The following is a 25,464-nucleotide window of genomic DNA, read 5'->3' as shown; positions in this document are numbered from 1 at the left end:
TTTATGCCCCTTATCTTTCAAAATATTACGATCTGCGGCCTTGTTAGTAACTTGTTGCAAAGCTGCGAGGTTAGTAGCACTGTTTTGCCTCCCTAAACCCCTCTTTTCCCGTTAAATCAGGGCGTTGTTTAACAGCCCTGGGGTTCAGGTGAAGAAGAAATTGATAGCAGCAACTGGAAATTTCACGCCGGCGCGTTTTGTGCTGCTCTGTTTAGCTATTTTTTGTAGTCTGGCTTTTTTGCTGGGCCGCGTTGCCTGGCTACAAATCATCAAGCCTGACAATCTGGTAAAGCAGGAAGATATGCGCTCCCTCCGCCAGCTGGCGATTGATGCGCCGCGCGGCATGATAATGGATCGCGAAGGTCGACCCCTGGCCGTGAGCGTGCCTGTCCGGGCCGTATGGGCCGATCCTAAAACGGTGCTGGCAAAAGGGGGCGTTGGCGTTGACGAACGCTGGCAGGCGCTGGCAAATGCGCTGCATCTCTCCCTGGGTACTCTCTCGGCGCGAATCAACGCTAACCCGCAGGGCCGTTTTATTTATCTTGCCCGTCAGGTCGATCCTGCACAGGCAAAGTGGATCGATAAACTGAATCTGCCCGGCATCAACTTACGTGATGAGTCCCGCCGCTTTTATCCTGCAGGCCATGTGGCAGCGAATCTTATTGGCTTCACCAATATTGACGGGCAGGGCATTGAAGGCGTGGAAAAGAGCTTCAACGCGCAGCTGACCGGCAAAGCGGGAGTGCGGCAGGTAAGGGAAGACCGCTACGGACGCGTGGTTGAAAACCTGACGGAAGTGGCGCCCGCACCGGCGCATAACATTCAGTTAAGTATCGACGAGCGTCTGCAAACCATCACCGAAGATGCGCTCGATAATGCCGTGGCCTGGAACAAGGCCGAGTCAGGGGCATCGGTCTTAATTAATATCCCAACCGGGGAAATCCTCGCCATGGCGAGCTATCCGGATTTCAACCCCAATAACCGGGAAGGTGCGACGATAAACGATTTTCGCAACCGGGCGATCAGCGATACGTTCGAGCCCGGTTCGACCGTCAAGCCGCTGGTGCTGATGACGGCCCTGCAGCAGGGGCTGGTACAGCCGGACAGCGTCATTGACACCCACCCGTATACCCTTGACGGGCATCGTATCCGGGATGTGGGCTACTATCCTGAACTGACGATGACCGGGATCCTCCAGAAATCGAGCGACACCGGCGTGTCCCGACTGTCCCTGGCAATGCCTGTGCAGCATCTTATTGATACCTATCGAAACTTTGGATTTGGCACCAATACGGGGCTTGGCTTAACGGGCGAGAGCGCGGGGCTGTTGCCAAATCGTAAATACTGGAGCCAGCTCGATCGCGCGACCTTTGCCTTCGGCTACGGGCTGATGGTGACGCCGCTTCAGCTGGCGCACGTCTACGCCACGATTGGCGGCTTCGGTCTTGAACGCCCCCTTTCCATCACTCGTATCGATCCCCCGGTCATCGGGCACCGCGTCATGCCGGAAGAGATTGCGCACGAGGTGGAGCACATGATGGAGAGCGTTGCGCTGCCCGGCGGTGGGGGCGTTAAGGCCGCCGTTCGTGACTACCGGGTGGCGGTGAAAACCGGTACGGCGAAGAAAATTGACGATAGCGGGAAGTACGTCGATAAATACGTCGCCTATACTGCCGGCGTTGCGCCTGCCAGCGATCCGCGCTTTGCCCTGGTGGTGGTCATTAACGATCCGAAGAATGGCGCCTACTACGGCGGTGCCGTTTCCGCGCCTGTCTTCAGCGAGATTATGGGCAACGTGCTGCGTCTGGAGAATGTGAAACCTGACGGCTTACCGGCGGGCTCCGATCACCTTATCGTTATGCGTTAACCGGGCGTTTATAACCAGGGCGAATAGCGGTACACTTCGCCCTTTGAATATGCTCCGGAGTCACCATGTCCTTCACCTGTCCCCTTTGCCACGCCCCCCTGACGCACTCAGATAAAAGTTATACCTGTCCGCAGGGGCACCAGTTTGATATGGCAAAAGAAGGCTACGTGAATCTTCTGCCGGTGCAGCATAAGCGCTCCCGCGATCCCGGCGACAGTGCAGAGATGATGCAGGCGCGTCGCGCGTTTCTGGATGCCGGGCACTATCTGCGGCTGCGGGAGACCGTCGCGCAGCGGCTGAATGACATTCTGCCGGTTTCTGCCACCGCCATGCTTGATATCGGCTGCGGGGAAGGGTACTACACCGCACGGTTTGCCGGGATTGCCGGTGAGAAGGGCGCGCAGACATTCGGTCTGGACGTGTCGAAAGTGGCCATTCGCGCGGCTGCAAAGCGTTACGCGGACGTGACGTTCTGCGTGGCATCCAGCCACCGTCTGCCGTTTGACGATGCCAGCATGGACGCCGTTATCCGCATTTACGCGCCCTGCAAGGCGGAAGAGCTGGCTCGCGTGGTGAAGCCGGGTGGATGGGTCGTCACCGTGACGCCGGGCCCGCGTCATCTGATGGAGCTGAAAGGGCTGATCTACGACGAAGTGCGTCTCCATGCCCCTCATTCTGAACAGCTGGCCGGTTTTAGCCTGAAGCAGGAGCAAAGCGTGGCGTATGAAATGACGCTGAAAGGGGAAGAGGCCACCGCGCTGCTGCAGATGACGCCGTTCGCGTGGCGGGCAAAACCGGAAGTATGGGAAGCGCTAGCTGCACGCTCAACATTTCGCTGCCAGACGGATTTCAGCATCCACGTCTGGCAGCGCGAAGATTAACCGGCGAAGTGTGCCCAGAGGATCTGGGCGCCAATGCCAATCAGCACAATTCCCCCCAGGATCTCGGCGCGTTTACCCAGCAGCGGGCCGATAAACCGTCCGACCATCATGCCCAGCGTGGACATAATCAGCGTTGCACAGCCAATGGCCAGCGCGGTGGCGATAATATTAACCTGCAGGAAAGCCAGACCGACACCGACGGCCATCGCATCAAGGCTGGTGGCAATGGCCGTGGTGACCAGCAGCCAGAACCCGTGGCGATGCTGAGGCTCCTCGTCTTCTTCATCGCCGCCGCGAAAACCTTCAATCACCATTCGACCACCGAGAAAGACCAGCAATACGAAGGCAATCCAGTGGTTCCACTCCAGCACGAACTGGCTGGCGAGCATGCCAAGACCCCAGCCGATAAGCGGCGTCAGCGTTTCGATAGCACCGAAAATCAGGCCGGTACGCAAGGCTTCTGAGAACTTAGGTTTGTGTAGCGTGGCGCCTTTTCCGATGGAAGCCGCAAATGCGTCCATGGACATGCCAAAAGCGAGGAGGATCGTAGCAGAGATATTCATAACAGCGTCCAGACCGGGGATATCCATATGACACATCACTGCCCCCAGTAAACAGCAGTTGATGTATCTATGGTCTCGCCTGATCGCGCCGCACATAAGATGTGCTGTCAGCGATCCGTACGTGCCACGTTTTTCAACGAGTATGTTGACACGTACATTTCCTGCGAACAGGAAATCGGCTACTCCCCAACGACGGGCGCAACCTTAACATATTTTTAGAATATAAAACAACAATGAAAAGGCATTATTTAAAATGCTTGTTGATAACGATTTTCATTTGTCTTTAAGCGTAAAGATATCGTTAACAAATAGAGAAAAAATTAACGAAGGGGATATAGCTTTGGCTATATTTCTTGCGCAAGATAAACGCAGTATATAGCCATTGCTATATATGTAACTTATTGAGTTTTAACAAGTAACTTGTATATCCTTTCCAGGTCGTCAATATTCTTCACCCGAATAAGCAGGCGACGTTGTTCTAATTGCATTACCAGCACACCGTCTTCGGATAAATTCATCTCTTTAATACGGTTATATTCTATCCACACATTGGCAAAGAAAAACCCGCGGGATTTAAAAATGATTTTCGGCGTGCGGATCCAGAACAGATAAACAGCCATTAATGCCAGCGCACATAATAACCATGTGGTTAATATTGCACCATGGCCGGTGACGTTATTGTAAATAAGAATGGCGATGAGACCCGCGAAGATAAACGCATCCACGCGCCCGCGCCGCAGTAGGGGAAGGGAGAGCAGCGTCTCGCCGTGGCGGCGGGGCATGATGAACTCGTCATAGATAGCGTAAGCCAGAAGGGCTGCAATAAATAAAACCAGTACGATGTCCGTGACAGTCATTCATCCTCCAGATAAAAAAAACCGGGGGCAAGCCCCCGGCCTATAGCATTGAAACTTACAGACCCAGCAGGCCGACAGCATAGCCCGCGATACCGATGACGAAGAAGCCAACGATAATCCACAGCGGGTTAACTTTCTTACGCAGCAGCCACATGCAGGCGAAGGTCAACAGCAGCGGTACCAGGCCAGGCATCAGCTGGTCCAGAATCGTCTGCACGGTGGTGACGCGAGTCTGACCATCCTGCCCGGTGATGGTCGATACCACCAGCGGGATGTTCACGTGCGTCCACTTGTTAACCAGCGCTCCCATGACAAACAGGCCGAGGATTGACGCCCCCTCAGTCAGTTTCTGCAGGAAGCCGCCGCCCATGTCTTTAACGATATCCACCCCTTTACGGTAGCCGTAGGCCACACCGTAATAACGGGTCAGCAGACGCACGGCGTTGAACAGGATGAAGAACAGCAGCGGGCCAAGCAGGCTGCCGCTCATCGCGATACCGGCACCCAGCGCCGCGAAGACCGGACGCACGGTACCCCAGAAGATAGGGTCACCGACACCGGCCAGCGGCCCCATCAGGCCGACTTTGATACCGTTGATGGCACCATCGTCAATCTCTGCGCCGTTCGCACGCTGTTCTTCCATCGCCAGCGTTACGCCCAGAACCGGAGCCGCTACGTAAGGATGGGTGTTAAAGAATTCCAGGTGACGCTTGATCGCCTGACGGCGCGCTTCGTTGTTTTCCGGGTACAGGCGTTTGATAGCCGGTACCATGGAGAAGCAGAAGCCTAGCGCCTGCATACGTTCGAAGTTCCATGAACCCTGAAACAGGTTAGAACGGATGAACACGCCACGAATATCACCCGGAGTGAGTTTTTTCTCGGTGGTAGTTTTTGTCATATCAACCATTTCGCTCACCTGTTAGTCCAGTTCGTTATCGAGATCGTTGTTACCAGCAGCCTGCGCTGGGGCACCCGCGACGCGGTTATATTTCGGGCTGAGCTGGATGTAGAGAATCGCCATTACCGCACCAATCACACCCAGTGCAACCAGGTTAAAGTTGGTGAAGGCAGCGGTCACGAAGCCGAGGTAGAAGAATGGCATCAGGTAGCCTGCGCGCATCATGTTGATGACCATCGCATAACCGACAACCACGATCATACCGCCCGCGATGTTCAGACCGCCGGTGACCACTTCTGGAATGGCGTTCAGCATGCTCTGCACTTCACTGGTACCGACAGAGATCGCAACGATTACGGCCGGGATCGCGATACGCATCGCCTGCAGGAACAGGGATGAAACGTGGATCCACGACAGTGCCGTGAGGTTGCCGTTTTCGGCTGCCTTATCCGCCGCGTGCTGGAAGGCCACGGTGATAGTACGAACGATGATGGTCAGAACCTGGCCTGCTGCTGCCAGCGGGATCGCCAGGGCGATACCGGCACCGATACTCTGGTGACCGGCTATAACCAGAACGGTCGAGATGATAGAGGCCAGCGCGGCATCGGGCGCAACCGCCGCGCCGATGTTCATCCAGCCCAGGGCGATCATTTCCAGGGTACCACCGATGATGATACCGGTTTTCATGTCACCCAGGACGGCCCCAATCAGCGTACAGGCCACCAGAGGGCGGTGGAACTGAAATTCATCAAGTACGGATTCCATACCCGCAATACATGCGACGACGAACACCAGCACAATCTGAAGAGTGGTAATCTCCATTGCACTTCTCCTATTACTTAAACTTTATATGAGAACCGGCGCGGGCTTATTTCCCAACTTTGCCGATCAAATCCATCATTTTCAGTTTCTGATCCGTGGAAACCTTACGGGCTTCCAGCTCAATACCGCGCGCATTCAGCTTGTTGAATGCCTCGATATCTTTCGCATCGACTGAAATGGCGTTGTTGACCTGCGTTTTGCCCTGACGGAATGCCATACCACCAATGTTCACGGAGGTGATTTTCACGCCGCCTTCAACAATGCGCTCAACGTCTGTCGGGTTAGTGAACAGGAGCATCACGCGTTCGCCCGCGTATTTCGGGTTGTTGTAAACGCGGATCATCTTAGCGACATCCACGACGTGCGCGGTAACGCCAGGAGGAGCAACCTGAGTCAGAAGGGTTTTACGAACGGTATCGGCGGCCACTTCGTCGCTGACCACGATAATGCGTCGAACGTTGGTCTCTTTGGTCCAGCGCGTTGCAACCTGACCGTGGATTAAGCGGTCATCAATACGCGCAAGGCCGATAACCATGTAATCGTTCGGGCCCATTGGTTTTGCCGGTGTTGCCGCTTTTGGTGCCGCTGCAGGCGCAGGGGCAGGTTTTTCAACCGGCTGCGCTTTCAGGGCTTTTACCCCTTCGCGACCGGTTTCAACGGCCAGTGCCACCAGCTCATCGAACGACGGATTGTCGTCGCGCGCCATGAAGGTTTCCACCAGCATGGGAATATTCACCCCGGCGACAACTTCATAGTGCTCTTTATCGACGACAATGCGGCTGGCGGCATTGAACGGGCTGCCGCCCCATGTATCAACGAGAAACAGCACGCCTTTGCTGGTATCCAGCTTCGCGAGTTGAGCGTTGTACTTCTCTATCAGCGTCTCGGCATTTTCACCGGGAACGAAATCGATCCAGCCGACGTTTTCCTGCTCGCCCAACAGCATCTCTGCCGTTTTGAGTAGCTGCTCAGCAGCCCAACCATGTGTGCCTATGACAATAGCAATGGTCACTTGCTACCTCCTTTTATTATCATTAATACGCCTGCCAGGCAGTCGTACTGAGAATCGTATTGGCGAACCGAATCGATTCAGATAAGGGTTAGAGTTCAAAAAAACTAAGACTTCCGCGAATTATTTTAGATAGTGAAAAAATAATTTATGTGATGAAGATCCGTAATTTAGCCATGCGCTACAGATTTATCTGTAGAGTAAAGCCGCTGTGTTACAGAACTTTGCAAAGGAACGTAAATCTTTGCTAAAAACACAGTGTCTCTGATATGTTTAGCCTCCGTTTAATTGTTCAGGAGTATAGGGCTACAGCCCACTATATGGACCGTCACCGACGTCAGTCATCTGCCAGGCCATTTCGCGCCTTATTCACCGGCGATCCTCGCCACATACAGACTCTGTTTACCTCTGTTTTGCCCACGTTGAGTGGGGCACCGTTTCGTCATTCCTTTAGCAGGAGCTTGTCATGGAATTCTTAATGGACCCGTCAATCTGGGTGGGATTGCTCACGCTGGTGGTGCTGGAGATTGTTCTCGGCATTGATAACCTGGTGTTTATCGCCATCCTTGCGGACAAACTGCCGCCAAAACAGCGTGATAAAGCGCGTCTGATTGGTCTCTCGCTGGCGCTGGTTATGCGACTGGCGCTGCTCTCCGTCATCTCCTGGATGGTCACGCTGACCAAACCGCTGTTCTCCGTCATGGATTACACCTTCTCCGGGCGTGATTTAATCATGCTGATCGGGGGGATATTCCTGCTTTTCAAAGCGACGACAGAGCTACATGAGCGGCTGGAAAACCGTCAGCACGATGATGGGCACGGTAAAGGCTATGCCAGCTTCTGGGTGGTAGTGCTGCAGATCGTGGTGCTTGATGCGGTCTTCTCGCTGGATGCTGTGATCACGGCGGTCGGCATGGTGAATCATCTGCCGGTAATGATGGCGGCTGTGGTTATTGCGATGGCGGTCATGCTGCTGGCCTCGAAGCCGCTGACGCGCTTCGTCAACCAGCATCCGACGGTGGTCGTGCTGTGTCTGAGCTTCCTGCTGATGATTGGTCTGAGCCTGGTGGCGGAAGGGTTTGGCTTCCATATTCCGAAAGGCTATCTGTACGCCGCGATTGGCTTCTCGATCCTGATCGAGCTGTTCAACCAGATTGCGCGCCGTAACTTTATTAAGCAGCAGTCAAATCAGCCGCTGCGCGCCCGTACCGCTGATGCCATTCTGCGCCTGATGGGCGGTCGTCGCCAGGTGAACGTCCAGTCTGATTCCGACAACCATAACCCGGTTCCGGTCCCGGAAGGGGCATTTGTGGAACAAGAGCGCTACATGATCAACGGCGTGCTCTCCCTGGCCTCCCGTTCGCTGCGCGGCATCATGACGCCGCGCGGGGAAATTAGCTGGGTCGATGCTAACCTGAGCGTGGATGAAATTCGCCAGCAGCTGCTCTCTTCACCGCACAGCCTGTTCCCGGTGTGTCGCGGTGAGCTGGATGAAATCATCGGCGTCGTGCGGGCGAAAGAGATGCTGGTGGCCCTGGAAGAGGGCGTCAACGTGGAAGCCGTTGCCGCCGCGTCCCCTGCGATTGTGGTGCCGGAAACGCTGGATCCTATCAACCTGCTCGGGGTGCTGCGCCGCGCTCGCGGTAGCTTTGTTATCGTCACTAACGAGTTTGGCGTGGTGCAGGGGCTGGTCACGCCGCTGGACGTGCTGGAAGCGATTGCCGGTGAATTCCCGGATGCTGACGAAACGCCAGAGATTGTTGCCGACGGTGATGGCTGGCTGGTTAAAGGTACCACCGACCTGCACGCGCTCTCGCACACGCTGGGGCTGGAAAATGTGATCAACGATGAAGAAGACATCGCGACCGTTGCCGGTCTGGTGATCGCCGTTAACGGACAAATCCCGCGCGTCGGAGATGTGATCGAGCTGGCGCCGCTGCACATTACGATCGTTGAAGCCAACGACTATCGCGTTGATATGGTTCGCATTGTTAAAGAACAATCTGCCCACGACGAAGATGAGTAATCCGGCTTAGCGCAGCGGCATTAAGGGCACGATGTGCCCGTTATGATGCGCTGGCGGGGATGCGCTTCCCGCCAGCCACTTCGGAAAATCCCGTAGCGGCATGGGCCGCGCATAGAAAAAACCCTGCAGGACATGCACGCCATGGCGGCGCAAGTAGCGCGCCTGCTCCTCTGTCTCGACCCCCTCAGCAACCAGTTCAATATTCAGCCGCTGACCCAGCGCAATAATCATATCCGTCACCGTGGAGTTCACGGCGTCAGTACCAATGGCGGTGGTAAACGACTGGTCGATTTTCAGCACGTCCGGGTGCAGCTTTTCAAGCCAGGAGAGGGAGCTGTTCCCGGTACCGAAATCGTCGATGGCCAGCTTCACCCCTTTGCGATGCAGTTCGCGCACGATGCGATAATCCGCATCCAGCAGCGCATCCCGTTCCGTGAGTTCAATCACCAGCTGCTGGCGCGGACATGCGCTGAACCAGAGGCGGTTCAGGTCCTGTATCAACACCGCGTGACGGAAATGGCTGGCAGCGACGTTAATACCGATGTGAAAACTGGCGCTGGCGGGGAAGTAGCCTATCTGGCGCACCGTTTCGGCGATGACGTAGCGGGTCAGGGGGACAATCTGGTTATGCTCTTCTGCCAGCGGGATAAACACCTCCGGGGTGATCCACCCCTGACGCGGATTGTTCCAGCGCAGCAGGATCTCCACGCCGGTGCACGCCTGGGTGCGGGCATTCACCAGCGGCTGGCAGAAAAGCTCAAATTCCCGCGCCGCAATGCCCATATCGATCTCCCACGTAAAGCTCATCCGGTTTGCCGTTGCCAGCCAGGCGAGATAGCCCAGCAGCAGGCTGAGCATCAGACCCAGGGGCAACTGGGCTGGCAGGCTTTTTAAGGCTAACTCTCCAGGGCCTGGCCCGCTGACCGTAATGGTGAAAGGATTTCGGGTTGATGACTGCTGGAAAAGAGAGCCCTCCTCATCAAACGTCAGGCTGTCGCTGACGCGTTGTCCATAGCGCAGAAAGCGATCCCCCACGGTCAGCGCTACGTCATTAATAAGCGGGCGCTGGGGCTCGAGGATCATTTTGGCGATCAGATCGATATTGATGATCTCAATAACGCCAGCTTCCCCGTCCTGAGAGACGGGATACCACTGGATCAATATCGGGCTACCTTTAAGCAGCCACTGGTCGGTCGATAAAATCAGCTTCGCCGTGCTGGCGGGTAATTCTTTCAGGAAGTCACGTACGGGCACGTTGCGGCTCCCGAAAATACTCGAGCAGTACAGGATTCCCTCGTTAATCAGGGCGATGGAGCGCACCGTCTGCAAAATAGCGGCCTGCTTTCGCAGCGCCAGGTGCGCCTGCGGGCAGGGCTGCCCTACCAGGGGCTGCAGCACGCTGCGGCGGTTTTCTAAAGACAGCAGGACGTTATCAAGGGCGCGAACGGTGTGGCTGGTAAAATCGAGGATCCGCTGTTGGTTAACATTGCGCTGTGAAATAAAGCGAATGCCTAACGTCAGGATGAGCGTGAGGAGCGCAACCGTGACACAGACGATAACGCGTTTTCGGCGATAGTTTTTAATGATCGTTTGTGCAGTTTGCATGAACGGTCGCCTGATAAGCCACCAGCCACAAAAGCCGGACGCAACAGTGAAAGTGTAGTGGGGAAAGCAGCAGGAGACGAGGAAGAAGAGGGAAATTCGCCCATCCGTTGCAGATGGGCGAAAGGCAGTATTAGTCGCACTGCACCTTAATGGCCAGGCCACCGCGGGACGTCTCGCGGTATTTCGCGTTCATGTCCTTGCCGGTTTCGTACATGGTTTCAATCACCTTATCCAGCGATACGCGAGGTTCGCTGGTACGGCGCATCGCCATACGTGAGGCGTTGATGGCTTTCACCGAGGCAATCGCGTTACGCTCGATGCACGGCACCTGCACCTGGCCCGCAACCGGGTCACAGGTCAGACCGAGGTTATGTTCCATTCCGATTTCGGCCGCCACACAGACCTGCTCAGGGCTTGCGCCCAGCAGCTCTGCCAGACCCGCCGCCGCCATGGAACAGGCAACGCCGACTTCACCCTGACAGCCCACTTCAGCACCGGAGATGGAGGCGTTCATTTTGTACAGCGCACCGATGGCACCTGCCGCCAGGAAATAGCGGATATAGATGTCCGGCGTCACGGGCTCAATAAAGTGATCGTAGTAGGCCAGCACTGCCGGAACGATACCGCAGGCACCGTTGGTTGGCGCCGTCACGACGCGGCCACCGGCGGCGTTCTCTTCGTTAACCGCCAGGGCAAACATGTTTACCCAGTCAACCACGTTCATCGGGTCGTTGGAGAACTTGTCCGTGGTCACCAGCATACGGCGCAGGGCAGAGGCACGGCGCGGTACGCGCAGTGGACCCGGCAGAACCCCTTCGGTATTCATCCCGCGATCGATACAGGCGCGCATGGTTTGCCAGACGTTCGCAAAATAGTCTTCAATCTCTTTTTTGCTGTGCAGGGCCAGTTCGTTCTGCATCACCATACCGGACAGGGAAAGACCGGTCTCTTTGCAGTAGCCCAGCATCTCGGTAGCCGATTTGAACGGGTACGGTACGTTGACGTCGCCGACGCTGTCTTTGCCGAAATGCTCCTCATCCACGATGAAGCCACCGCCGATGGAGTAGTACGTTTTGCTGTAAATCTCTTTTTCACCGCTATAAGCGTGAATGGTCATGCCGTTTTCATGCAGCGGCAGGTTGTCGCTACGGAAACGCATGCCGTCATCCTGCGGGAAATCGACTTCCTGCTGGCCGTTTGCCAGCAGCAGGCGGCCGCGTGTTTCCACGTCGCGGATGAATGCCGGGATGGCATCAATATCTACGGTATCCGGCATATTGCCTGCCAGACCCATAATAATGGCGATATCGGTGTGGTGGCCTTTACCCGTTAATGACAGCGAGCCGTAAACATCCACGGCGACACGGGTAACGCTTTCCAGTAATCCTTTTTCGACCAGATCATCGACGAACTGTTTACCGGCCTTCATCGGGCCAACAGTATGGGAAGACGAAGGGCCAATTCCCACTTTGAACATGTCGAATATACTAATCACTTTCACACTCCTGACAGGGTTACCGGGGTTCCAGTAACGATGTTATAACTGCGCATAGTGTAAGAGGGAACACCGACCTCGGCTTAACTATTCACATGAATTAAACTAATGGTTAACGATGGGTTTTGCTAATAGCGCGAAGCAGATCGCAAACCTGGCAGAAGAGGGCGAAATGTAAAGTATAGTCAAGGCTTCAGGCCGATTTGCAACGCCAGCTCACGAATAATGCCCGCCGTCATGCCCCAGACAAAATAATGCTGATACCAGGACAACCAGACCCGATGGTCATGCCCGCGACGCTGAATATCCAGCGGGTGATAACGACTCAACCGAAGGGCCTCTTCCAGCGGCATTTCAAACACCGCAGAGACCTCATCGACGCTGGCGTGATACTGCAGGCCCGGCGGGATAATGCCCACCACCGGCGTGACCTGAAACCCGGTGACGCTGTCGACGGGCGGCAGCACGCCGATGACCTCCACAACCTCCGGCGGAATGGCAACCTCTTCCTGCGCTTCCCGCAGCGCGGCTGCAATCAGCGAGGCGTCGGAGCTGTCTACGGCACCCCCCGGAAAGGCGACCTGACCCGCGTGCTTGCGTAAATGGGGAGAACGCTGGGTGAGCAGCAGGCCCGGCTGCGCGCGACGCACGACCGGGATCAGCACGGCCGCCTGCCGCTGATTCAGCGCCTCGCGGTTGACCTGCGGTCGTAATAGCTGAAAGCGAGATAAAAAATCGTCCAGCGTCAGGTTCTCTTTTTCCACCCGTGATTACTCCAGTTGTTTCAGGATACGGTTAACTTTATCAAAGGTTTCCTGATATTCCGCATCGACCTGGCTATCGGCAACAATGCCGCCCCCGGCCGAACAGTAAAGATTTCCGTCGCAGGCGGTCAGCGTGCGAATGGTAATGCTGGTATCCAGCGTGCCGCACAGGCTGATATAGCCGATGCTGCCGCACCAGGCGTTGCGGCGGTGCGGCTCCAGCTCATCAATGATCTCCATTGCCCGCACCTTTGGCGCGCCGGTGATGGAGCCGCCCGGAAACGCCGCGCGCAGAAGATCGCAGGCCGTGCGTGATGCCGGCAGCGTCGCGGTGATGGTACTGACCAGATGATGCACCGCCGGGAAAGGCTCGACGACAAACAGTTCCGGCACGCGCACGCTGCCCGGAACGGCCACCCGGCCGATGTCGTTACGCATCAGATCGACAATCATCAGGTTCTCGGCACGGTCTTTCGGCGAGGTGGCCAGCTTTTCCGCCTGCTGGCGATCGGCGTCCGGATCGGCAAGACGCGGCAGGGTGCCTTTGATCGGACGGGTTTGAATCGTGCCCTCGGCCAGATGGATAAAGCGCTCGGGTGACAGGCTGAGTATGGCCCCCCGTTCCAGACGGACAAACGCGCTGAACGGCGCCTTGTTGCTGGCATTAAGACGGGTAAACGCCTGCCACTCATCTCCCCGGTATGTCGCCTGGAAGCGCTGGGCGAGGTTAACCTGGTAGCAGTCACCGCTTTGCAGATACGCCTGAACGCGCGCGAATTTTTCGGCATACTCCGCCGCGCTCATATTTGAGCGCCAGCCGGAGGTCAGCGTGAACGTCTGTGCCGGTGCAGTCTGCTGCGCCTCAAGCCATGCCAGGCGCGCCTGCACGTTATGATGGCTCAGCAGGGAAACCGTTTTTTTCTGGTGATCAACGATTAACGCCCAGTCATACAGGCCCACGGCCATGTCTGGCAGGGAAATATCAGCCTGCGCATGCTCCGGCAGCGTTTCGAAACGGCGACCCAGATCGTAACCAAACAGGCCCAGCGCGCCCCCCTGAAAGGGGAGGTCCGGGTTCGGCGCGGCAGATAAGCCCAGCGCGTTAATGGCGTGCTGAAGCTGCACCAGCGGATCGTCCGTTAACGACAGGTCATCGGTTGTCAGCGTCTTTAGCGGATCGGCCACCAGAATATCGAAGCGGCTATAGGGATGGTCCGCATGGCCGGAATGCAGCAGCATCGCAAACGGAAGATGGCTCAGGCGGGCAAACCAGAATTCAGCGGCGTCTGCACGCCAGGGCAAGGTAATAACAGTAGGGAAGCGCTTGTTCATGTGTGGCATACTACCGGGCAGCGTGAAATAATTAGCGCGAATAATTTAGCAGGAGTTGACGATGTTTGCAGGTTTACCTTCTCTGAGCCATGAACAGCAGCAGAAAGCGGTTGAGCGAATTCAGGAACTGATGTCCCAGGGGATGAGCAGCGGACAGGCGATTACCGTAGTCGCTCAGGAGATTCGCGCCAGTCATTCCGGCGAGCGGATTGTGGCGCGATTCGAAGATGAAGATGAAGATCCAGAAGAGTAATCGGGCTTACACCGCCGCGATAATTTTGATCTCAACCTTATACTCCGGTTTCATCAGCGTGGCCTGTACGGTGCAGCGTACAGGCGCGTGACCCGCCACTACCCACGCATCCCAGGCTTTGTTCATCGCCGCGAAATCGTCTTTGTTTGCCAGGAAAATCGTCGCATCCAGAATGCGGGATTTGTCGCTGCCCTGTTTCTCCAGCACCGCATCAATCTGCGCCAGAGTATTAGCCGTCTGCTCGAACGCATCCGCGTCCAGGTTAGCGGGTACGCCGGTGTAGTACAGCGTCTGGTTATGGATCACCACATCAGACCAGCGGGCTTCGGCATCAATGCGCACAATTGTCATAAACGTTTCCTCGTTATTTTTCATCGTCAGGCGGCAAGACTGCCATATTGTTCTCCTGTCGTCACTATTTGGGGTGGCACAGGAGAGGATGGGCTGACATAATCCCTGTGCAAAAATACAGTGAGAGAGCACCGTGGCAGACGATTTTTCCCCTGAAGGTCAATTAGCGCAGGCTATCCCCGGCTTTAAACCCCGTGAGCCGCAGCGACAGATGGCGCACGCCGTGGCACGCGCCATCGATAAGGCTCAGCCGCTGGTGGTCGAAGCCGGAACCGGCACGGGTAAAACGTATGCTTACCTTGCTCCGGCGCTGCGTGCGAAAAAGAAGGTGATTATTTCCACCGGCTCGAAGGCGCTGCAGGATCAGCTCTACAGCCGCGATTTGCCCACGGTGGCGAAAGCGCTGAAATACAAGGGGCGTCTGGCCCTGCTGAAAGGGCGCTCTAACTATCTCTGTCTGGAACGTCTTGAGCAGCAGGCGCTGGCGGGCGGCGATCTGCCGGTACAAACCCTGAGCGACGTCATTATCCTTCGGGCCTGGGCGAACCAGACCGAAGAGGGGGATATCAGCACCTGCGCGAGCGTGCCGGAAGATTCCCCGGCCTGGCCGCTGGTGACCAGCACCAACGACAACTGCCTCGGCAGCGACTGTCCGCTGTATAAAGACTGCTTTGTGGTGAAAGCGCGCAAAACGGCGATGGACGCGGATGTGGTGGTGGTGAACCACCATCTGTTCCTCGCGGATATGGTCGTCAAGGACAGCGGTTTCGGCGAGCTGATCCCGGAGGCGGACGTGATGATCTTCGACGAAGCCCACCAGCTTCCGGACATTGCCAGCCAGTACTTCGGCCAGTCGCTATCCAGCCGCCAGCTGCAGGATTTGGCGAAAGATTTCACCATCGCTTACCGGACCGAACTCAAAGATACCCAGCAGCTGCAGAAATGCGCTGACCGTCTGGCCCAAAGCGCGCAGGATTTCCGCTTACAGCTCGGCGAACCGGGCTATCGCGGTAACCTGCGCGAGCTGCTGGCGGACAAAAACATCCAGCGCGCGCTGCTGCTGCTCGATGACGCCCTCGAACTCTGCTACGACGTGGCGAAACTGTCCCTCGGCCGTTCCGCGCTGCTGGATGCGGCCTTCGAACGCGCCACGCTCTATCGCGGGCGGCTCAAACGGCTGAAAGAGATTAACCAGCCGGGGTTCAGCTACTGGTACGAGTGCACCTCGCGGCACTTCACGCTGGCGCTCACGCCGCTGACGGTGGCGGATAAGTTTAAAGAGGTAATGGCGGAAAAACCGGGAAGCTGGATCTTCACCTCGGCAACCCTGTCGGTAAATGACGATCTGCATCACTTCACGGAACGTCTCGGCATCGAGGAGGCGGAATCGCTGCTCCTGCCCAGCCCGTTCGATTACGAAAAACAGGCGCTGCTCTGCGTGCCGCGCAATCTTCCGCTGCCGAACCAGCCGGGCGCGGCGCGCCATCTGGCCGCGATGTTAAAACCGATGATCGAGGCCAACAACGGCCGCTGCTTTATGCTCTGCACCTCTCACGCCATGATGCGTGACCTCGCTGAGCAGTTCCGCGCCACCATGACCTTACCGGTGCTGCTGCAGGGTGAAACCAGCAAAGGCCAGCTATTACAGCAGTTTGTCAGCGCCGGTAATGCCCTGCTGGTGGCGACCAGCAGCTTCTGGGAAGGGGTCGACGTGCGGGGCGATACGCTCTCGCTGGTGATCATTGATAAGCTGCCGTTTACCTCTCCGGACGATCCGCTGCTGAAGGCGCGCATGGAGGACTGCCGCCTGCGCGGAGGGGATCCGTTTGACGAGGTACAGCTGCCGGACGCGGTGATTACCCTCAAGCAGGGGGTAGGGCGATTGATCCGCGACGTTACCGATCGCGGGGTGCTGGTCATTTGCGATAACCGGCTGGTGATGCGTCCCTACGGGGCAACCTTCCTCGCCAGCCTGCCGCCCGCGCCGCGGACGCGGGACATAAAACGCGCGGTGCGTTTCCTGGCAAACCCAACGGCGGAGTAATTTACCCCGGAGTGTGCTAAGATGCGCGCCATTTTGTGACTGACCCTTGCGAGAGCGCGACGACCCATGCGAATTCTGGCTATAGATACCGCAACAGAGGCATGCTCTGTTGCTCTGTTGAACAACGATGCTGTTACTGCTCATTTCGAAGAGTGCCCACGGGAACACACCCAGCGCATTCTGCCCCTGGTAAAAGAGATCTTAACCCGTAGCAACACCTCCTTAACCGACCTCGACACGCTGGCCTTTGGCCGCGGCCCCGGCAGCTTTACGGGCGTACGCATTGGAATTGGCATTGCGCAGGGGCTGGCCCTGGGCGCCGAACTGCCGATGATCGGCGTCTCTACCCTCGCCACCATGGCGCAGGGCGCATGGCGCATGACCGGGGCAACGCGCGTCCTGGCCGCGATTGACGCCCGCATGGGCGAAGTCTACTGGGCCGAATATACCCGCGACGAGCAGGGCGTGTGGCACGGTGAAGAGACGGAAGCCGTGCTTAAGCCTGAAGCGGTGACGGAACGACTGCAACAGCTCTCCGGCGAATGGGCGACCGTGGGCACCGGCTGGCCGGCGTGGCCTGATATGGCGAGCGGTACCGGGGTGACGCTGGTGGACGGCAACATGCTGCTGCCGGCTGCGGAAGATATGCTTCCGATTGCCTGCCAGCTGTTCGCAGCAGGAAAAACCGTTGCCGTTGAACACGCGGAGCCGGTTTATTTGCGAAACACCGTCGCGTGGAAGAAACTTCCGGGCCGCGAGTGAATCTCAGTAACAGGAACTGAGAAAAAGGAGTCGCATCATGGCGGTTCAGACTAAAGTAGTACGCCTTATTATGGCAGGCGCCGTTGCCATAGCATTGAGCGGATGCGTTTCCGTTCCTGATGCGATTAAGGGCACCAGCCCGACGCCACAGCAGGATCTGGTTCGGGTGATGAATGCGCCTGAGCTATACGTCGGCCAGGAAGCGCGTTTTGGCGGTAAGGTGGTCGACGTGCAAAACCAGCAGGGGAAAACCCGCCTGGAGATCGCAACCGTTCCGCTGGACAGCGGCGCGCGGCCGGTACTGGGTGAGGCCTCCCGGGGACGTATCTATGCGGACGTCAGTGGTTTCCTCGATCCGGTCGATTTTCGCGGACAGCTGGTGACCGTCGTCGGGCCGATTACCGGCGCCGTGCAGGGAAAAATCGGCAGCACGCCGTATAAATTTATGACCATGCAGGTCAACGGGTATAAACGCTGGCGGCTGGCACAGCAGGTGATCATGCCGCCTCAGCCGATGGATCCGTGGATGTGGGGTCCACATCCTTATCGTTACGGCTACCCGGGCTGGGGTTGGTATAACCCGGGTCCTGCACAGGTTCAGACGATCGTTACTGAGTAACTTGTTGTTATTGTTATAAAAGAGACAGCGGCTCAGCCGCTGTCTCTGTTTTTTTACGGATAAAACGAAAAAAAAGAGTGACGCGCTTCGCAACCTTAAATCTGAACAATTAATAAACTGGTACGCTGAGTTAATATAATGTTAACAAACTGTTTATTATCGGGGTTGTGATGACGACGAACACTCATTTCAGAGGTGATGCATTGAAGAAGGTTTGGCTTAACCGTTATCCCGCAGATGTTCCTGCTGAGATCAATCCTGACCGTTATCAATCCCTGGTGGAATTATTTGAACACTCGGTAAGGCGCTACGCCGACCAGCCTGCGTTTGTGAACATGGGCGAGGTCATGACGTTCCGTAAGCTTGAGGAGCGTAGCCGGGCATTTGCGGCGTACCTTCAGGAAGGGCTGGGGCTGCAAAAAGGGGACCGCGTCGCGCTGATGATGCCAAACCTGCTGCAATACCCGGTGGCGTTGTTCGGTATCCTGCGAGCCGGGATGATTGTCGTCAACGTCAACCCGCTGTATACCCCGCGCGAGCTGGAGCACCAGCTGAACGACAGCGGCGCGGCCGCGATTGTCATTGTGTCCAACTTTGCCCATACGCTGGAAAAAGTGGTCGACAAAACCCAGGTGAAACACGTCATCCTGACGCGCATGGGGGATCAACTCTCCACTGCTAAAGGCACGCTGGTTAACTTTGTCGTCAAATATGTTAAACGCCTGGTGCCAAAATACCACCTGGCGGACGCCATCTCCTTCCGCCGCGCGCTGCACGCGGGCTACCGTATGCAGTATGTGAAACCCGACGTGGTGGCGGAAGATCTTGCGTTTCTGCAATACACAGGCGGGACCACCGGCGTCGCCAAAGGGGCCATGCTTACCCATCGTAATATGCTGGCAAACCTTGAACAGGTGAACGCCACTTACGGGCCGCTGCTGCATCCGGGCAAAGAGGTGGTGATCACCGCGCTTCCGCTGTATCACATCTTTGCCCTGACCATGAACTGCCTGCTGTTTATTGAGCTGGGTGGTCAGAACATCCTCATCACCAACCCGCGCGATATCCCGGGCCTGGTGAAAGAGCTGGCGAAATATCCGTTCACCGCCATGACCGGGGTAAACACCCTGTTTAACGCGCTGCTTAATAACAAAGAGTTCCAGCAGCTGGATTTTTCCACGCTGCATCTCTCTGCGGGCGGCGGTATGCCGGTTCAGCAGGCGGTCGCCGAGCGCTGGGTGAAGCTCACCGGTCAGTATTTGCTGGAGGGCTACGGCCTGACGGAATGTGCTCCGCTGGTCAGCGTTAACCCGCATGATATCGACTATCACAGTGGAAGCATTGGTTTGCCGGTTCCTTCCACCGAGGCCAAACTGGTCGATGATAACGATAACGAAGTCGCGCCGGGCGAGCCGGGTGAGCTGTGCGTTAAAGGCCCTCAGGTAATGCTGGGCTACTGGCAGCGTCCCGATGCGACCGACGAAATCATCAAAGACGGCTGGCTGCACACCGGTGATATTGCGGTAATGGATGACGAGGGCTTCCTGCGCATCGTCGATCGTAAGAAAGACATGATCCTGGTCTCCGGCTTCAACGTCTATCCGAACGAAATCGAAGACGTGGTCATGCAGCACAGCGGCGTACTCGAAGTGGCAGCAGTCGGTGTGCCTTCCGGCAGCAGCGGTGAAGCGGTGAAGATATTTGTGGTCAAGAAAGATCCTTCCCTGACCGAGGACGCGCTGGTAACGTTTTGTCGTCGCCAACTGACGGGCTATAAAGTGCCGAAGCTGGTGGAATTCCGCGACGAGCTGCCGAAATCCAACGTAGGGAAGATATTACGACGAGAATTACGTGACGAAGCCCGTGGCAAAGTAGACAATAAGGCCTGAGCTTCACGCTAATCGCCCAGACGCCGGTTAAGCCGGCGTTTTTTATGGGCGCAAACAAAAGAGAACCCGTTTTGAATTACCAGATGATCACGACCAATGACGAGCTGGCTTCGCTGTGCGAAGTGACGCGCGACTTTCCTGCCATTGCCCTGGATACCGAGTTTGTCCGGACCCGGACCTATTATCCGCAGCTGGGTTTGATTCAGATGTACGACGGTAAACACGTGTCGCTGATTGATCCTCTCGGCATTACCGACTGGACGCCGATGCGTGACCTGCTGCTCGATACCGCCGTGACGAAATACCTGCACGCAGGCAGTGAAGATCTGGAAGTCTTTCTGAACACCTTTGGCATCATGCCTCAGCCGCTGATTGACACGCAGATCCTCGCGGCATTCAGCAATCGTCCGCTCTCGTGGGGCTTTGCCGCCATGGTGGAGGAGTATACGGGCCTGGCGCTGGATAAAAGCGAATCCCGTACCGACTGGCTGGCGCGTCCGCTTACCGAGCGTCAGCTGGAGTATGCGGCAGCTGACGTGTTTTATCTGCTGCCAATTGCCGGACAGCTGATGAAAGAGGCAGAAGCCTCCGGCTGGCTCTCTGCGGCGCTGGACGAGTGTCGTATGACCCAGCAGCGCCGCCAGGAAGTGGTTGACCCGAAAGAGGCCTGGCGCGATATCAGCAACGCCTGGCAGCTGCGTACGCGTCAGCTGGCGTGCCTGCAGCTGTTGGCGGACTGGCGTCTGCGTAAAGCGCGCGAACGCGATCTGGCCGTTAACTTCGTGGTTCGCGAAGAGCATCTCTGGGCGGTCGCGCGCTATATGCCGGGCAGCCTGGGCGAGCTGGACAGCCTTGGGCTTTCGGGCAGCGAGATCCGTTTCCACGGCAAAACCCTGCTGGCGCTGGTCGCAAAAGCGCAGGAGCTGCCGGAAGATGCGCTGCCGGAACCGCTGCTGAACCTGATGGATATGCCGGGCTATCGCAAAGCGTTTAAGGATATCAAAGCGCTGGTGCAGGACGTTGCAGCGGAAAGCAAGCTGAGCGCGGAGCTGCTCGCTTCACGTCGTCAGATAAACCAGCTGCTGAACTGGCACTGGAAGCTGAAGCCGCAGAATGGCGTGCCGGAAATGATGGCGGGATGGCGCGGGAAATTGATGGCCGATCGCCTGAATACGCTGCTGGAAGGTTATCCGCGATAAAAAAATATGCCGGGCGATTTACCCGGCATATTCCCCCGGTGGCGCTGCGCTTACCGGGGCTACGAAATCACAAACCTACGGACGCGACTCTTCCGCTTCCGGGAGCGTCACGTTCAGCTCCAGAATCGAAATATCCCCGTCTTTTTGTTCCAGCTGCACCGTGACCATCTCCGGGTCAATCTGCACATACTTACAGATCACTTCCAGGATGTCCTTACGCAGCTGCGGCAGGTAGTGAGGCTCGGCGTCGCTACGACGACGCTCCGCAACGATAATTTGCAGACGTTCTTTTGCGATGTTGGCGGTGTTCTTTTTCCGCGAGAGAAAAAAGTCCAGTAATGCCATAACTTATCCTCCGAACAGGCGTTTGAGGAAACCTTTCTTCTCTTCTTCAATGAAGCGGAAAGGACGTTCTTCTCCCAGCAGACGGTCAACGGTATCGGCGTAAGCTTTACCTGCATCTGCCATTGTATCAAGAATCACTGGCTCACCCTGGTTAGAGGCGCGTAACACGGACTGATCTTCCGGGATAACGCCCACCAGCTTAATGCGCAGGATCTCCAGCACGTCTTCCATGCTCAGCATGTCACCTTTGTTCACGCGGCCCGGATTGTAGCGGGTGAGCAGCAGGTGTTCTTTAATCGGGTCTTCGCCATTTTCCGCACGACGGGATTTAGAGGCGAGGATCCCCAGAATGCGGTCTGAGTCACGCACGGATGAAACTTCAGGGTTGGTGGTGATGATCGCTTCATCAGCGAAGTAGAGCGCCATCAGGGCACCGGTTTCGATGCCGGCAGGGGAGTCGCAGACAATGAAGTCGAAATCCATTTTTTTCAGATCGTCGAGCACCTTTTCCACCCCTTCACGGGTCAGGGCGTCTTTGTCACGCGTCTGAGAGGCCGGAAGAATGTAGAGGTTCTCGGTGCGCTTGTCTTTAATCATCGCCTGGTTCAGCGTGGCATCGCCCTGAATGACGTTCACGAAGTCATACACGACGCGACGCTCACATCCCATGATGAGGTCGAGGTTACGCAGACCGATATCGAAGTCGATAACGATGGTTTTCTTTCCCTTCTGGGCCAAACCAGTAGCGATGGCCGCGCTGGAGGTGGTCTTGCCAACGCCTCCTTTACCCGAAGTAACAACAATAATGCGTGCCATAGAAATTCCTTGTTAAAAAGGGATCAATTCAACGGTTGAACGGTCAACGCGTCGTCTGCCAGAAGCAGGCGAGCCGCTTTGCCATAAAATTCGGCTGGGATCTTATCGCTCAGCCAATATTCACCTGCGATGGACACCAGTTCCGCCGTCAGGTGAGTACAAAATATTTGCGCATCTCGATCGCCACTTGCACCTGCGAGCGCACGTCCACGCATCATACCGTATACGTGAATATTGCCATCTGCAATCAGCTCAGCGCCAGCACTGACGTGGCTTGTAACAATCAGATCACAGTTTGGTGCATAAATGCGCTGACCGGAACGAACCGGCACATCAATCATTCGCGTTTTTGTGACGGTAGTAACGTTTTGCACCGCAGGAGGGGGCGTTTGCACGGCTACGGGTGCCGCACGCGAGGCTTTTTCTTTGCCCTCACTCAGAAGAGGCAGCCCCGCTCGCTCAATTTCCGCTTTCAGCTCAGTATCTTTGCAGCCGCTGATGCCCACAATACGCAGTCCGGTCGAGGAGACGGCCTGCTGGAGACGTTTCCAGTTAACCGGAGCCTCAAGGCCGCTGACGTTGATAACAACAGGGGCGTGCTTTAGAAAGGCGGGAGCCTGGGCGATTTTGTCTTCTAACGCCTGACGAATAACCTCGGGTTTTGCATCATGCAAATGTACCACTGATAAGGTGAAGCTACTGCCTTTAAGCTCGATGGGCGTGTTTGACATCCTGGCCTTACTCAATTTGCTATTAACCGCAACCACTCGCTGCGATATTCCGAAGAGTATCAGGCATGTTATAGTCAGGAGTATATTGAGGCAAGCAACCACCCATTAATTCAGAGTAAAAACATGTTTTGTGTGATCTACAGAAGTACAAGCCGTGACCAGACCTATCTTTATGTCGAAAAGAAAGACGATTTTTCACGCGTGCCTGAAGAATTAATGAAGAACTTTGGCCGACCACAGCTGGCGATGCTGCTGCCGCTTGATGGTCGTAAGAAACTGGTTAATGCCGATCTGGAAAAAGTGAAAACGGCGTTAGCCGAGCAGGGCTATTATTTACAGCTTCCACCGCCGCCCGAGAATTTATTAAAACAGCATCTTGAGGCGACCGGAAAAAAATAGTCTCAGCTGTTTTCGGGCATAACACATCAACCGTTTAGGGGTCGACCATGTATCAACATCATAACTGGCAAGGTGCATTACTGGATTATCCCGTCAGCAAAGTGGTTTGCGTGGGCAGCAACTATGCAAAACATATTCAGGAGATGGGCAGCGCGACGCCAGAAGAGCCGGTCCTGTTTATTAAGCCTGAAACGGCGCTTTGCGATATCCGCCAGCCGCTGGCGCTGCCGCAGGGGCTGGGCTCGGTGCATCACGAAGTTGAACTCGCCGTGCTGATCGGCGCGACACTGCGCCAGGCCTCAGAAGCACATGTTCAGAAAGCGATTGCCGGGTACGGCGTGGCGCTGGATCTCACGCTGCGTGACGTACAGGGCAAAATGAAGAAAGCAGGGCAGCCGTGGGAAAAAGCCAAAGGCTTTGATAATTCCTGCCCCATCTCGGCGTTTGTACCGGTGAGCGAATTTACCGGCGATCCGCAGGACACCCCGCTTAGCCTGAAGGTTAACGGCGAGATCCGCCAGCAGGGCACCACCGCGGACATGATCCACAAGATTGTTCCCCTGATCGCCTACATGAGCCGCTTCTTTACCCTGAAACCGGGTGATGTGATCCTGACCGGAACCCCAGAGGGTGTTGGCCCGCTACTCAGCGGTGACGAGCTTGAGGTCGGTTTTAACGGCCTGTCGCTGAAAACCCGCGTGCTGTAACCCCATCTTGCCGCCTGATGAGGGCGGCAAAACTTGCAACAACGTGCCAGACTCGTTATAAGGTGCGCTTTCTTTTGACGTGTGGACATCCTGATGAACGACATCCCTTTCTGGCAAAGCAAAACTCTCGACGACATGACTGACGCGGAATGGGAATCATTGTGCGACGGCTGCGGGCAGTGCTGCCTGCACAAGCTGATGGATGAGGACTCCGACGAGATCTATTTCACCAACGTCGCCTGCAAGCAGCTGAACATCAAAACCTGCCAGTGCCGCAACTACGAACGCCGCTTCGAGTACGAGCCGGACTGCATCAAATTAACCCGTGAAAATTTGCCGACGTTTGAATGGCTGCCGCACACCTGCGCGTATCGCCTGCTGGCGGAAGGAAAAGATCTGCCGAAATGGCATCCGCTGCTGACCGGCTCTAAAGCGGCTATGCACGGCGAACGCATTTCCGTGCGCCATATTGCGGTGAAAGAGTCTGAAGTGCGGGACTGGGAAGACCACATCATGAATCACCCTAATCGGTGATAATAAAAAAACCGCCTTGGCGGGTTTTTTATTATGCGCTGTTGTGTCGGGTGGCGCTGCGCTTACCCGACCTACAAAACCGTAGGCCCGCGCAAGCGAAGCGCCGCCGGGCAACTTAGCGCCCAAACAGATCGCGTTTCTTCGGTTTGAACGGCTGGGCAATCAGCACCAGCAGCGCCACGATGAAGTAGGCGGCAAAAATACCCACCAGCCACTGCGGCATCTCCAGCGTCAGGAATTCCCACTGACGTACGGAGCAGTCACCGGATGCGACAAACACCTGCGGCAGCCATTTGTCCAGCGGCAGCCAGCTCGGGAAGCGGGCGGCGAAATCACAGGTCATAAACGGTGACGGATGCAATTGCATCATGGTGTGCTGCCAGGAGAGTTCAAGCCCTTTCCAGGCGCTGTAGATCCAGATGGCAATACCGGCATAGCGAAGCGGCGATTTTGGGGCAATCGCGCCGACCAGGCCCGCCCCCATAATGCCGAACAGCGCGCAGCGTTCATAAATACAAAGCACGCAAGGCTTGAGTCCCATTACGTGCTGGAACCACAGCGCGACCATTTCCAGCGCAAAGGCGGTCAGGGCCATTAACAACCACGCTCCGCGACCGCGGGAGCACTGGTTTAAAAATCTCAACATAATCATTTCCCTGGAACATGCTTAGAAAGCGCAGTGTAAACGAATTCGTT

Annotated in this window: 27 protein-coding genes and 1 riboswitch; of the genes, 13 read left to right on the top strand and 14 right to left on the bottom strand. The window is 56.3% G+C overall.

Going from position 1 to position 25,464, the window contains the following annotated elements; all coding sequences use genetic code 11:
• Positions 1–148: 148 nt before the first annotated feature.
• Both ftsI and rlmA read left to right on the top strand, forming a co-directional pair.
• Complete coding sequence (ftsI, locus tag N037_RS16890) at positions 149–1,867, top strand: peptidoglycan glycosyltransferase FtsI (RefSeq protein WP_032642347.1); 1,719 nt, start codon at positions 149–151, stop codon at positions 1,865–1,867.
• A gap of 65 nt (positions 1,868–1,932) precedes the next feature.
• Positions 1,933–2,748: a 23S rRNA (guanine(745)-N(1))-methyltransferase gene (gene rlmA / locus N037_RS16885; protein WP_032642345.1), complete on the top strand. Its 816-nt coding sequence runs from the start codon at positions 1,933–1,935 to the stop codon at positions 2,746–2,748.
• Here rlmA and mntP read toward each other — a convergent pair.
• From mntP to manX, 5 genes are all read right to left on the bottom strand, one after another.
• Positions 2,745–3,311, bottom strand: coding sequence for a manganese efflux pump MntP (gene mntP / locus N037_RS16880; RefSeq protein ID WP_032642447.1), 567 nt, complete (start codon positions 3,309–3,311; stop codon positions 2,745–2,747). The two genes, rlmA and mntP, sit on opposite strands and share 4 nt — an antisense overlap.
• Positions 3,312–3,321: 10 nt before the next feature.
• Positions 3,322–3,511, bottom strand: a riboswitch (yybP-ykoY riboswitch).
• Between the two features lie 198 nt (positions 3,512–3,709).
• Positions 3,710–4,168 carry a DUF986 family protein gene (locus N037_RS16875; protein WP_032642343.1) on the bottom strand — a complete coding sequence of 153 codons (459 nt, stop codon included), beginning with the start codon at positions 4,166–4,168 and terminating at the stop codon, positions 3,710–3,712.
• A gap of 55 nt (positions 4,169–4,223) precedes the next feature.
• Positions 4,224–5,075, bottom strand: coding sequence for a PTS mannose transporter subunit IID (locus N037_RS16870; RefSeq protein ID WP_006810994.1), 852 nt, complete (start codon positions 5,073–5,075; stop codon positions 4,224–4,226).
• Positions 5,076–5,087: 12 nt separating this feature from the next.
• On the bottom strand, positions 5,088–5,888 hold the full coding sequence (gene manY, locus N037_RS16865; RefSeq protein ID WP_008500490.1) for a PTS mannose transporter subunit IIC: 801 nt from the start codon (positions 5,886–5,888) through the stop codon (positions 5,088–5,090).
• A 46-nt stretch (positions 5,889–5,934) separates the two neighbouring features.
• Positions 5,935–6,900, bottom strand: coding sequence for a PTS mannose transporter subunit IIAB (manX, locus tag N037_RS16860; protein WP_032642341.1), 966 nt, complete (start codon positions 6,898–6,900; stop codon positions 5,935–5,937).
• Positions 6,901–7,166: 266 nt separating this feature from the next.
• Here manX and N037_RS25435 point away from each other — a divergent pair, with 266 nt between their 5' ends.
• Positions 7,167–7,376, top strand: coding sequence for a protein YoaL (locus N037_RS25435; RefSeq protein ID WP_072164004.1), 210 nt, complete (start codon positions 7,167–7,169; stop codon positions 7,374–7,376).
• Positions 7,364–8,923 (top strand): CNNM family cation transport protein YoaE, encoded by a 1,560-nt coding sequence (gene yoaE, locus N037_RS16855; protein ID WP_023336073.1) that lies wholly within the window; start codon positions 7,364–7,366, stop codon positions 8,921–8,923. Before N037_RS25435 ends, yoaE begins: the two co-directional genes overlap by 13 nt.
• 6 nt (positions 8,924–8,929) lie before the next feature.
• Here yoaE and N037_RS16850 read toward each other — a convergent pair whose 3' ends face one another.
• The 4 genes from N037_RS16850 to pabB form a co-directional block, all read right to left on the bottom strand.
• On the bottom strand, positions 8,930–10,528 hold the full coding sequence (locus tag N037_RS16850; protein ID WP_032642339.1) for an EAL domain-containing protein: 1,599 nt from the start codon (positions 10,526–10,528) through the stop codon (positions 8,930–8,932).
• Between the two features lie 130 nt (positions 10,529–10,658).
• Positions 10,659–12,023, bottom strand: a complete 1,365-nt coding sequence (sdaA, locus tag N037_RS16845; protein ID WP_023336071.1) for an L-serine ammonia-lyase — start codon at positions 12,021–12,023, stop codon at positions 10,659–10,661.
• A 185-nt stretch (positions 12,024–12,208) separates the two neighbouring features.
• Positions 12,209–12,787, bottom strand: a complete 579-nt coding sequence (locus tag N037_RS16840) for a CoA pyrophosphatase (protein WP_032642336.1) — start codon at positions 12,785–12,787, stop codon at positions 12,209–12,211.
• A gap of 6 nt (positions 12,788–12,793) precedes the next feature.
• Positions 12,794–14,119: an aminodeoxychorismate synthase component 1 gene (gene pabB / locus N037_RS16835; protein WP_032642334.1), complete on the bottom strand. Its 1,326-nt coding sequence runs from the start codon at positions 14,117–14,119 to the stop codon at positions 12,794–12,796.
• A 61-nt stretch (positions 14,120–14,180) separates the two neighbouring features.
• On the opposite strand from pabB, the gene N037_RS16830 reads away from it, so the two are divergent.
• A complete protein-coding gene (locus N037_RS16830) occupies positions 14,181–14,372 on the top strand; it encodes a YoaH family protein (protein ID WP_023336068.1) in 192 nt (63 codons plus the stop codon).
• Between the two features lie 6 nt (positions 14,373–14,378).
• On the opposite strand, the gene N037_RS16825 is transcribed toward N037_RS16830, so the two are convergent.
• Positions 14,379–14,723 carry a RidA family protein gene (locus N037_RS16825; RefSeq protein ID WP_008500498.1) on the bottom strand — a complete coding sequence of 115 codons (345 nt, stop codon included), beginning with the start codon at positions 14,721–14,723 and terminating at the stop codon, positions 14,379–14,381.
• Positions 14,724–14,856: 133 nt separating this feature from the next.
• Here N037_RS16825 and N037_RS16820 point away from each other — a divergent pair, with 133 nt between their 5' ends.
• The 5 genes from N037_RS16820 (at position 14,857) to rnd (ending at position 21,236) form a co-directional block, all read left to right on the top strand.
• Positions 14,857–16,767 (top strand): ATP-dependent DNA helicase, encoded by a 1,911-nt coding sequence (locus N037_RS16820; RefSeq protein ID WP_023336067.1) that lies wholly within the window; start codon positions 14,857–14,859, stop codon positions 16,765–16,767.
• Positions 16,768–16,833: 66 nt separating this feature from the next.
• Positions 16,834–17,529, top strand: coding sequence for a tRNA (adenosine(37)-N6)-threonylcarbamoyltransferase complex dimerization subunit type 1 TsaB (gene tsaB, locus N037_RS16815; RefSeq protein ID WP_032642332.1), 696 nt, complete (start codon positions 16,834–16,836; stop codon positions 17,527–17,529).
• A gap of 37 nt (positions 17,530–17,566) precedes the next feature.
• Positions 17,567–18,148: a Slp family lipoprotein gene (locus tag N037_RS16810; protein ID WP_023336065.1), complete on the top strand. Its 582-nt coding sequence runs from the start codon at positions 17,567–17,569 to the stop codon at positions 18,146–18,148.
• 203 nt (positions 18,149–18,351) lie between these two features.
• The gene (gene fadD / locus N037_RS16805; RefSeq protein WP_072164003.1) at positions 18,352–20,037 is read left to right on the top strand and encodes a long-chain-fatty-acid--CoA ligase FadD; all 1,686 of its coding nucleotides are present in this window, start codon (positions 18,352–18,354) and stop codon (positions 20,035–20,037) included.
• Between the two features lie 71 nt (positions 20,038–20,108).
• On the top strand, positions 20,109–21,236 hold the full coding sequence (gene rnd / locus N037_RS16800; RefSeq protein WP_156369740.1) for a ribonuclease D: 1,128 nt from the start codon (positions 20,109–20,111) through the stop codon (positions 21,234–21,236).
• 75 nt (positions 21,237–21,311) lie between these two features.
• Here rnd and minE read toward each other — a convergent pair whose 3' ends face one another.
• Genes minE through minC form a run of 3 tightly spaced genes read right to left on the bottom strand, consistent with a single transcriptional unit; the run spans position 21,312 to position 23,128 of the window.
• On the bottom strand, positions 21,312–21,581 hold the full coding sequence (gene minE, locus N037_RS16795; RefSeq protein WP_008500504.1) for a cell division topological specificity factor MinE: 270 nt from the start codon (positions 21,579–21,581) through the stop codon (positions 21,312–21,314).
• A 3-nt stretch (positions 21,582–21,584) separates the two neighbouring features.
• Positions 21,585–22,397 (bottom strand): septum site-determining protein MinD, encoded by an 813-nt coding sequence (minD, locus tag N037_RS16790; protein WP_023312187.1) that lies wholly within the window; start codon positions 22,395–22,397, stop codon positions 21,585–21,587.
• A 23-nt stretch (positions 22,398–22,420) separates the two neighbouring features.
• Complete coding sequence (gene minC / locus N037_RS16785; protein ID WP_032642324.1) at positions 22,421–23,128, bottom strand: septum site-determining protein MinC; 708 nt, start codon at positions 23,126–23,128, stop codon at positions 22,421–22,423.
• Positions 23,129–23,251: 123 nt separating this feature from the next.
• Between minC and N037_RS16780 the strand changes: the two genes are divergently transcribed.
• From N037_RS16780 to N037_RS16770, 3 genes are all read left to right on the top strand, one after another.
• A complete protein-coding gene (locus tag N037_RS16780) occupies positions 23,252–23,527 on the top strand; it encodes a YcgL domain-containing protein (protein WP_023336061.1) in 276 nt (91 codons plus the stop codon).
• A 47-nt stretch (positions 23,528–23,574) separates the two neighbouring features.
• Positions 23,575–24,234, top strand: coding sequence for a fumarylacetoacetate hydrolase family protein (locus N037_RS16775; RefSeq protein ID WP_032642323.1), 660 nt, complete (start codon positions 23,575–23,577; stop codon positions 24,232–24,234).
• Between the two features lie 93 nt (positions 24,235–24,327).
• Positions 24,328–24,768 carry a YcgN family cysteine cluster protein gene (locus N037_RS16770; protein ID WP_023336059.1) on the top strand — a complete coding sequence of 147 codons (441 nt, stop codon included), beginning with the start codon at positions 24,328–24,330 and terminating at the stop codon, positions 24,766–24,768.
• Between the two features lie 115 nt (positions 24,769–24,883).
• Here N037_RS16770 and dsbB read toward each other — a convergent pair whose 3' ends face one another.
• The gene (gene dsbB, locus N037_RS16765; protein ID WP_032642321.1) at positions 24,884–25,414 is read right to left on the bottom strand and encodes a disulfide bond formation protein DsbB; all 531 of its coding nucleotides are present in this window, start codon (positions 25,412–25,414) and stop codon (positions 24,884–24,886) included.
• Between the last annotated feature and the right edge of the window lie 50 nt (positions 25,415–25,464).

This window comes from Enterobacter sp. EGD-HP1 (assembly GCF_000733275.2).
Taxonomy (GTDB): domain Bacteria; phylum Pseudomonadota; class Gammaproteobacteria; order Enterobacterales; family Enterobacteriaceae; genus Enterobacter.
This window is presented reverse-complemented; position numbering and strand designations above follow the sequence as displayed.